The 7931-nt window shown below is 70.6% G+C and carries 7 protein-coding genes; 2 read left to right on the forward strand and 5 right to left on the reverse strand.

What is annotated here, in order from left to right:
- Positions 1-254: 254 nt before the first annotated feature.
- Positions 255-1661 carry a glutamate decarboxylase gene (locus K4G64_RS23595; RefSeq protein WP_221758017.1) on the reverse strand — a complete coding sequence of 469 codons (1407 nt, stop codon included), beginning with the start codon at positions 1659-1661 and terminating at the stop codon, positions 255-257.
- A gap of 46 nt (positions 1662-1707) precedes the next feature.
- Complete coding sequence (locus tag K4G64_RS23600; protein WP_221758018.1) at positions 1708-2994, reverse strand: ion channel protein; 1287 nt, start codon at positions 2992-2994, stop codon at positions 1708-1710.
- 104 nt (positions 2995-3098) lie between these two features.
- Here K4G64_RS23600 and K4G64_RS23605 point away from each other — a divergent pair, with 104 nt between their 5' ends.
- A complete protein-coding gene (locus K4G64_RS23605; protein WP_221758019.1) occupies positions 3099-3860 on the forward strand; it encodes a MerR family transcriptional regulator in 762 nt (253 codons plus the stop codon).
- Between the two features lie 19 nt (positions 3861-3879).
- On the opposite strand, the gene K4G64_RS23610 is transcribed toward K4G64_RS23605, so the two are convergent.
- The gene (locus K4G64_RS23610; protein WP_031110265.1) at positions 3880-4245 is read right to left on the reverse strand and encodes a YbjQ family protein; all 366 of its coding nucleotides are present in this window, start codon (positions 4243-4245) and stop codon (positions 3880-3882) included.
- A 132-nt stretch (positions 4246-4377) separates the two neighbouring features.
- Between K4G64_RS23610 and K4G64_RS23615 the strand changes: the two genes are divergently transcribed.
- Positions 4378-5292: a DedA family protein gene (locus tag K4G64_RS23615; RefSeq protein WP_221758020.1), complete on the forward strand. Its 915-nt coding sequence runs from the start codon at positions 4378-4380 to the stop codon at positions 5290-5292.
- Positions 5293-5387: 95 nt separating this feature from the next.
- Here the strand turns inward: K4G64_RS23615 and K4G64_RS23620 are convergent, their stop codons facing one another.
- Positions 5388-7085, reverse strand: coding sequence for a threonine/serine exporter ThrE family protein (locus K4G64_RS23620; protein WP_221758021.1), 1698 nt, complete (start codon positions 7083-7085; stop codon positions 5388-5390).
- A 119-nt stretch (positions 7086-7204) separates the two neighbouring features.
- Positions 7205-7696: an inorganic diphosphatase gene (locus K4G64_RS23625; RefSeq protein ID WP_003975424.1), complete on the reverse strand. Its 492-nt coding sequence runs from the start codon at positions 7694-7696 to the stop codon at positions 7205-7207.
- Between the last annotated feature and the right edge of the window lie 235 nt (positions 7697-7931).

The following is a 7931-nucleotide window of genomic DNA, read 5'->3' on the forward strand; positions in this document are numbered from 1 at the left end:
TGGGTGTATGCGCCGCCGGCCCGGGCGAACGGGACACCGGCGGCCTGCCCGCCCCCTCCGGCAGGGGCACCGGCGGTGGCGCCGTTAGCCCCGGCAGGTGGGGACCGGTGGCTGAGCAACTGGTCCGGGCCGGCGGGGTGCGGGTGGTTGGGCCGCCGACCCGGGCAGGCGACGTACGGACCGCCTGTCCGCCGCACCCGGTGGTGAAGCCCCCGCCGCCCCCGACCGGCGAGGCCCCCGCCGCAGCGCAGCCGCTAGTGGTGGAAACTGGTCGCCGCGCCCCTGTCCTCCGTCAGTGGGCGGGGCTGGCGGCGTAGGTCCGGGAGCAGGCGTTCCAGGTCCTGGGCGAGGAGTTCCGCGAGGTCGGTGGAGAAGCCGTTGCGGCACACCACCCGCAGCACGGACAGGTCCTCCCGGTTGGCCGGGAAGGTGTACGCGGGCACCAGCCAGCCGCTCTCGCGCAGTCGCCGGGAGACGTCGAAGACGTCGTAGGCCTTCACGTCCGGCGCGGTCGTGAAGGCGAACACGGGAAGCTCGTCGCCCCGGGTCAGCAGGTGGAAGTCGCCGAGCGCCTCGACCCGCCCGGCCAGCTCCGTCGCCACGTCGCGCGCGGCCTGCTGCACGGCCCGGTAGCCCTGCCGGCCCAGCCGCAGGAACGTGTAGTACTGCGCCACGACCTGCGCGCCCGGGCGGGAGAAGTTCAGCGCGAACGTCGGCATGTCGCCGCCCAGGTAGTTCACCCGGAACACCAGCTCCTCCGGCAGCGCCTCCGCGTCCCGCCAGAGCGCCCAGCCGACACCCGGGTAGACCAGCCCGTACTTGTGCCCCGAGGTGTTGATCGACGCCACCCTCGGCAGCCGGAAGTCCCACACCAGGTCCTCGTCGAGGAAGGGCGCGACCATGGCCCCGGACGCCCCGTCGACGTGCACGGGGATGTCGAGCCCGGTCCGTTCCCGCAACGCGTCCAGCGCCGCGCACAGGTCCGCGATCGGCTCGTAGGAGCCGTCGAACGTGGAGCCCAGGATCCCGACGACCCCGATGGTGTTCTCGTCGCACAGCTCGGCCGCGGCCTGCGGATCCAGGTGGAACCGTTCACCCTCCATGGGCACGAGCCGGGCCTCCACCTCCCAGAAGTTGCAGAACTTCTCCCAGCAGACCTGCACGTTCACGCCCATCACCAGGTTGGGCCGCGCCCCGGGGTAGCGGTCGGCGTTGCGCTGGGCCCAGCGCCGCTTCAGCGCCATCCCGGCGAGCATGCACGCCTCGCTCGACCCGGTCGTCGAACACCCCACGGCGGTCGCCGGGTCGGGCGCGTTCCACAGGTCGGCGAGCATCGCCACGCAGCGCCGCTCCAGCTCGGCGGTGCGCGGGTACTCGTCCTTGTCGATCATGTTCTTGTCGCGGCACTCCGCCATCAGGATCCCGGCCTCGGGTTCCATCCAGGTGGTGACGAAGGTGGCGAGGTTCAGCCGGGCGTTGCCGTCGAGCATCAGCTCGTCGCGTACCAGCTGGTGGGCGGTCGTCGGGGCCATGGGCTGGTCCGGGAGCCGGTGCGTGGGCGGGGCCTCGGCCATGTCGCCGAGCGGGTTGGCGGGTCCGTAGAAGGGATTGACGGACAGGCGGCGTTCGGCGGCCTGTTGGGGACCTTCGTGGAGCGGCATGGGTGCCTCCAGGGTGAGTTCCGCAGGGGGATTTCGACAAAGGGCTTCAGCGGACCGACGTGCCGTCCTCGCGCAGCTGCATCTGCGGCCGGCCCGTCACCAGCAGCCAGGCCGGCAGCGAGGCGATGCAGAGCAGGGGGACGACCGCCGGCTCGGAGATCAGCACCGCGGCGACGAACAGGCTGATCCAGCCCTGCCGTGTGATCGCCAGCAGCACCCCGAGCACACCGGCGGACACGCCCACCGAGGGATGCACTTCGGACACCAGGGCGTGCGCGCACAGGCCGAGGGCGGCGCCGACGAACACGGCCGGGAAGATGCGCCCGCCGCGGAAACCGCAGGACGCGGCGACGACCAGCGCGGCCAGCTTCACCACCGTCATGACGGCGAACTCCCCGGCCGACCAGCCGTCCGGGTCGTGGGCCAGCGTGGCGACCTCGTCGAGCCCTTTGAAGAGGGTCAGATGTCCGCCCACCGCCGCGAGGCAGCCGAGCACGACCCCGCCCGCCGGGAGCATCAGCATCGGGTGCCGCAGCCGCTGGAAGGCACGGTGCACGTACGGCAGGGCCCGCACGGCACACATGGCGAGCAGCGCGCCCACCGCGGCGACCACGACGGACGCCAGCAGGTCGGACCACCCAGGCCGGCCGAAGGACGGCAGGCCCAGGTCGAAGCTCGGGTGGTCGAGGAGGGTGACGGTCAGGGAGCCGGCGGCCGCGGCGGTCAGCGGCGCGAAGAGGTTGTCCCACAGCCTGCCGCGGGTCTCCTGCGACGCCAGTAGTTCGGAGATCGCGAGGGCGGCCGCGACCGGGGTGCCGAACAGCGCGCCGATGGTGGCGGCTTCGGCCAGCGCCGGCCAGATCCGGCCGGGTGCCCGGGGGATGAACCGGCTGCCCAGCCACGCCGCGAGGCCCACGTTCACGGTGATGATCGGGTTCTCGGGGCCGAGGCTGGGTCCGCCGGCCAGCATCAGCGCGGTCACCAGCAGCAGTCCCGGCAGCACCACGGGCGGCAGGACGGGGGCGTCCAGACCGATGGTGGCGGGATCGGGGCCCGCGTGCCCCGGCACCTTCCACACCACCAGCCCGACCGCGATGCCGGTCGCGATGAGCACGACGAACATCCACGCCACGGAGTACCGGCCGATCCCGAGCGCGTCCGGCACGGTCTGCCAGAGCACGTCCTGCAACTGCTCGGCGGCGACCTCCACCCCCACCAGGATCAGGCTGCAGAGCACGCCCACGGCGATGGCGGGCACGATCGAGGGCAGCAGGGCGCGAGCGGGCGTCGACGGACGGACGGAGGATGCCTGGTCTTCGGAGTCCTGGACCACGGACACACGATAAACGGATCAAACGGTACAAACAGGAAACACGCTTGCACCTCACGTGGCGTGAGGCCCGACCGTGGAGCACGGAAGAGGGGAGGGGAGCGGAAGTGAACTACTCAGTGGGACAGGTCGCGGGCTTCGCCGGTGTCACGGTGCGCACGCTGCACCACTACGACGCCATCGGCCTGCTCGTCCCGAGCGAACGCAGCCACGCGGGCCACCGGCGCTACAGCGACGCCGACCTCGACCGGCTGCAGCAGATCCTGTTCTACCGGGAGCTCGGCTTCCCCCTCGAGGAGGTCGCCGCCCTGCTCGACGACCCGGACGCGGACCCGCGCGCGCACCTGCGCCGCCAGCACGAACTGCTGACCGCCCGGATCGAGAAGCTGCGGAAGATGGCGGCGGCCGTGGAGCACGCCATGGAGGCACGCACGATGGGAATCGACCTCACGCCCGAGGAGAGGTTCGAGGTCTTCGGGGACAACGACCCGGAGCAGTACGCCGAAGAGGTCGAGCAGCGCTGGGGCGACACCGACGAGTACGCCGACTCGCAGCGCCGCACGGCGAGCTACACCAAGGAGGACTGGAAGCGCATCCAGGCCGAGGCGGCCGACTGGGGCGAGCGCTACGGCGCCCTGATGTCGGCGGACGAGCCGCCCACCGGCGAGGCGGCCATGACCCTGGCGGAGGAGCACCGGCAGCACATCTGCACGTGGTTCTACGAGTGCTCCTACGACATCCACCGCTGCCTCGGCGAGATGTACGTCTCCGACGAGCGGTTCAAGGCGTTCTACGACGCGCTGCGCCCGGGCCTCGCCGAGCACCTGAGGGACGCGATCGTCGCGAACGCGGCACGTCACACCGCCTGATCTCCGGCCCGGGGGTGTCTCACTCCCGGGTCAGGACCACCGCCGTGCCGTACGCGCACACCTCGGTGCCTACGTCGGCCGCCTCCGTCACATCGAAGCGGAACGCGAGGATCCCGTTGGCGCCACGCGCGCGTGCCTGTTCGACGAGCCGCTCCATCGCCTGGTTGCGGGTCTGCACGAGCGTCTTGGTGAGCCCGCGCAGCTCGCCGCCGACCATCGACTTCAGCCCGGCGCCGATCTGGCTCCCCACGTGGCGGGAGCGCACGGTCAGGCCGAAGACCTCGCCGATCACCTCCCGCACGTGGTAGCCGGGTACGTCGTTCGTCGTGACGACGAGGACCTCGGGTTCCGGGCCCTGTCCGCCGCCGTATTCATCGATGCCCATGGTTCACAGCTTTGACCGGGGCCGGGCACAGTGCATCCTGAGTACGCCCATGGAACCTGGGCCATGACGGCTGCGTTGATACTTTGAGGCAGCCAGCCCGCCCGTCCCCCCAGCAGCAGGAGCCACATCCCCGTGACCACGCTTGCGCTCGGCCCCGAGTGGCTCAGCCCGGACTACCTGATCGAGACCTTCGCCCTGCCGGGCATCCTGCTCATCGTCTTCGCCGAGTCCGGACTCTTCGCCTTCCTCCCCGGCGACTCGCTGCTGTTCACCGCGGGCCTCTTCGTCGCCCAGGGCCAGTACATCACCCAGCCGCTGTGGCTGGTCTGCATGCTGATCGTGCTCGCCGCCGTCATCGGCGACCAAGTGGGCTACATGATCGGCAAGTTCCTGGGCCCGAAGCTCTTCAACCGTCCCAACTCCAAGCTCTTCAAGCAGGAGAACCTGGACAAGGCCCACGAGTTCATGGAGAAGTACGGCCCCAAGGCGATCGTCCTGGCCCGCTTCGTCCCCATCGTGCGCACCTTCGCCCCCATCGTGGCCGGCGCCGGCCGCATGAAGTACCGGACGTTCCTCACGTACAACGTCATCGGCGGCGTCGCCTGGGGCACCGGCGTCACCCTCGCGGGCTACTGGCTCGGCCAGATCGGCTTCATCAAGAAGAACGTCGAGTCGATCCTCATCCTGATCGTCCTGCTCTCCGTCGTCCCGATCATCATCGAGTACCTGCGCGACCGCTCGAAGAAGAAGAAGCGCGCGGCGGCCGAGGCCCCCGAGCAGCCGCAGCAGCCCCAGGCCATGGACGACGCGACGACCCAGCTGCGCCGCATCACCCCCGACGACCAGCCGCCCCACCAGCAGCAGCCGCAGCAGCCGCAGCAGCCGTACGGCAACCAGAACGGCTACAACGACCAGCAGTACTACAACCAGTACCCGCAGAGCCCCGGCTACGGGCAGCAGCAGGGCGGTCACCAGCAGCCTGCCCCGGGCTACGGCCACCAGCAGCCCTACGGCACGCAGCAGGGGCCTTACAACAACGGCTACTGAGCCGACTGTCCCGGGGGCGCGGGGAACTGCGCGAAAACCCCACCGGCCCGTGGCCGCCAACGCACCCACAGCCCCGACCCCATCGGCGTTCGGCGCTAGAAACCCCTCGTGCGCTTGGCGGCCCGCCGCTTCTCCGCGGACCCGATGCGCAGGAACATCCGGGAGATCTCCGACCCGAGATTCACCCCGATGGCGATGGCCATGGCGAGCGCCACCGCCTTGGACAGCGACACCAGCCCCTCGTCCACCTCGCTCTGGGCGATCGCCAGCAGCCCGAAGTACGTCGCGGAACCCGGCAGCAGGGGCCCGATCGCCGCCGTCGTGTAGGGCAGGGCGGAGGCGAACTGATACCGGGACAGCAACTGCCCGAACAGCCCCACCAGCCCCGCTGCTGCCGCCGTGGACGCCACCGGCGAGATGTCCCCCACGTAGTGCATCGCCCCGTAGACGACCCACGCGACCCCGCCGTTCAGCGTCACCCACATCACGGTGGAACGATCCTGCTGGAGCAGCACCGCGAACGCCAGTGACAGCAGCATCGACGCCCCGATCATCATCACCGGGTTGTCGGAGGCGCCGAGCGCCTGGTCGGGGTTGAGCCGCGCGCCCAGCTGCACGCCGAAGTACAGCACCAGCAGCACACCCGCGACGATGCCGACGAAGAAGTACATGACCTCCAGCAGCCGCGCGGACGCGGTGATGTAGAAACCGGTCAGCCCGTCCTGCACTCCCGCCACCAGCGCCCGCCCCGGCAGCAGCGCGAACAGACCACCGGTGATCACCGCGGACGCCTTCACGTCCACATGGCCCAGCGTCAGCGCGACGCCGATCGCGGCCGGCGGCATCGCGGCCACCGTGAACTGGTAGAACTCCGGCAGTCCGCGCCCCGCGCACAGCCACGCCAGCCGGTCGCCGAGCATCGCGCCCAGCGCCGCGGCGACGAACACGATCAGATCGCCGCCCACCAGCACGGAGGCCGCACCGGCCAGCAGCCCGCTCGCCCCGGTCAGCGCCCAGCCGGGGTAGGGGTGGCGGTTACGGCGGATCTCCGCCAGCCGCCGGTAGGCCTCCTCCAGGGAGACCGCCGTCTCGTGGTCGCTGAGGTCGTCCACCAGCTGGTACACGGCCGCCAGCCGCGTGTAGTCGGTACCCCGCCGGCGCACCGTCCGCGACGCCGTGACCGGGTCGTCCACGAGGGACGGCTGGTAGGAGATCGCCAGCAGGGTGAAGGTGACGTTCGGCTCGCAGCGGTCCAGCCCGTACGACCGGCAGACGGCGAACATCGCCGCCTCCACGTCCTCGGCGCCCTCACCGCCCGCCAGCAGCAACTCGCCGATACGCAGGGTCAGGTCGAGCACGCGCGGCACCGCGGGCCCCGACTCGTCGCCGTGGCGCTGGATCGTCTCCGGCGCCGGCCGCTCCGCCACCGGCATGCGCAGCATCGTGCGCATCCGGTCCTGCCAGGGCACGTCCTTGGTCAGACTGACCACGGGGATCCCGGTCGGCGGCGTGAAGGCCGTCGGGGCGTGCTTGGAGCTGTACGTGCTCGGCGGGGTGAACGCCGACCCCTCCTGCTCCGCCGCGGGCGCAGCATGGACGTCCAGCCCCTGCGGCACGGCGAACTCGGACGTCGTCTCGGACTCCGCACCGGTCGCCCTGTGCAGAGCCAGCCCGTCCGGGATCGCGAACTCTGACGTCGTCGACATGTCCCCGTCGACGCCGGTCCCGGCCGGAGGCAGAAACGCACTCCTCGCCTCGTCCGATTTCGGTTTGCGGTCCTCCGCGTCCGTCACTGCCTGGCGCTCCCTGTACGACACGTGGGCCTCGTACCCCCCACAACCTCAGTATGCGCACAGACGGACGAACGGGCCGCACGCGCAGGCGTGCGGCCCGTCAGCAACAGCAGAGGAGGTCAGTGACCGCCCTGGTCCTTGAACCGCTTGTAGGACCGCTCGATCTCGGCCTCGGCCTCGGTGCGGCCCACCCAGTCGGCACCCTCGACGGACTTGCCGGGCTCCAGGTCCTTGTACACCTCGAAGAAGTGCTGGATCTCCAGGCGGTCGAACTCCGACACGTGGTGGATGTCCCGCAGGTGCTCCACCCGCGGGTCCGTCGACGGCACGCACAGCAGCTTGTCGTCGCCGCCCGCCTCGTCCGTCATGCGGAACATGCCGATCGCGCGGCAGCGGATCAGACAGCCCGGGAACGTTGGCTCGTCGAGGATGACCAGCGCGTCCAGCGGGTCGCCGTCCTCGCCGAGGGTGTTCTCGACGAAGCCGTAGTCGGTCGGGTAGGCGGTCGAGGTGAAGAGTCGCCGGTCCAGGCGGATACGACCGGTCTCGTGGTCCACCTCGTACTTGTTGCGCGAACCCTTCGGAATCTCGATCGTGACGTCGAACTCCACCGGTGGCTCCTCCATGATCAACACATAGTTCTGGTGGTTAAGTGTCCCTCACGCAGGCATGTGATCGCGAAAGGGGCTGGTGGTCGTGCCAGAGCTGAGGCCTTGGCGGGCCGCGAAACCGCACGTGGTGCGCCTCGCGGATGCCGTACGACCACGCCTGGCCCGGGTCGCAGCGGCCACGAAACCACAGGTCGCACGGCTCGCACGAGCCGGGAAACCGCAGGTCGCGCGGGTC

Source organism: Streptomyces sp. WAC04114, from assembly GCF_019733245.1.
In the GTDB taxonomy this organism is placed as follows: Bacteria; Actinomycetota; Actinomycetes; order Streptomycetales; family Streptomycetaceae; genus Streptomyces; species Streptomyces massasporeus_A.

What these genes read in the sequence shown, in the direction of transcription:
- K4G64_RS23595 (WP_221758017.1), bottom strand. Translation starts at nt 1,661, where the DNA reads ATGCCGCTCCACGAAGGTCCCCAACAGGCCGCCGAACGCCGCCTGTCC.
- K4G64_RS23610 (WP_031110265.1), bottom strand. Translation starts at nt 4,245, where the DNA reads ATGGGCATCGATGAATACGGCGGCGGACAGGGCCCGGAACCCGAGGTC.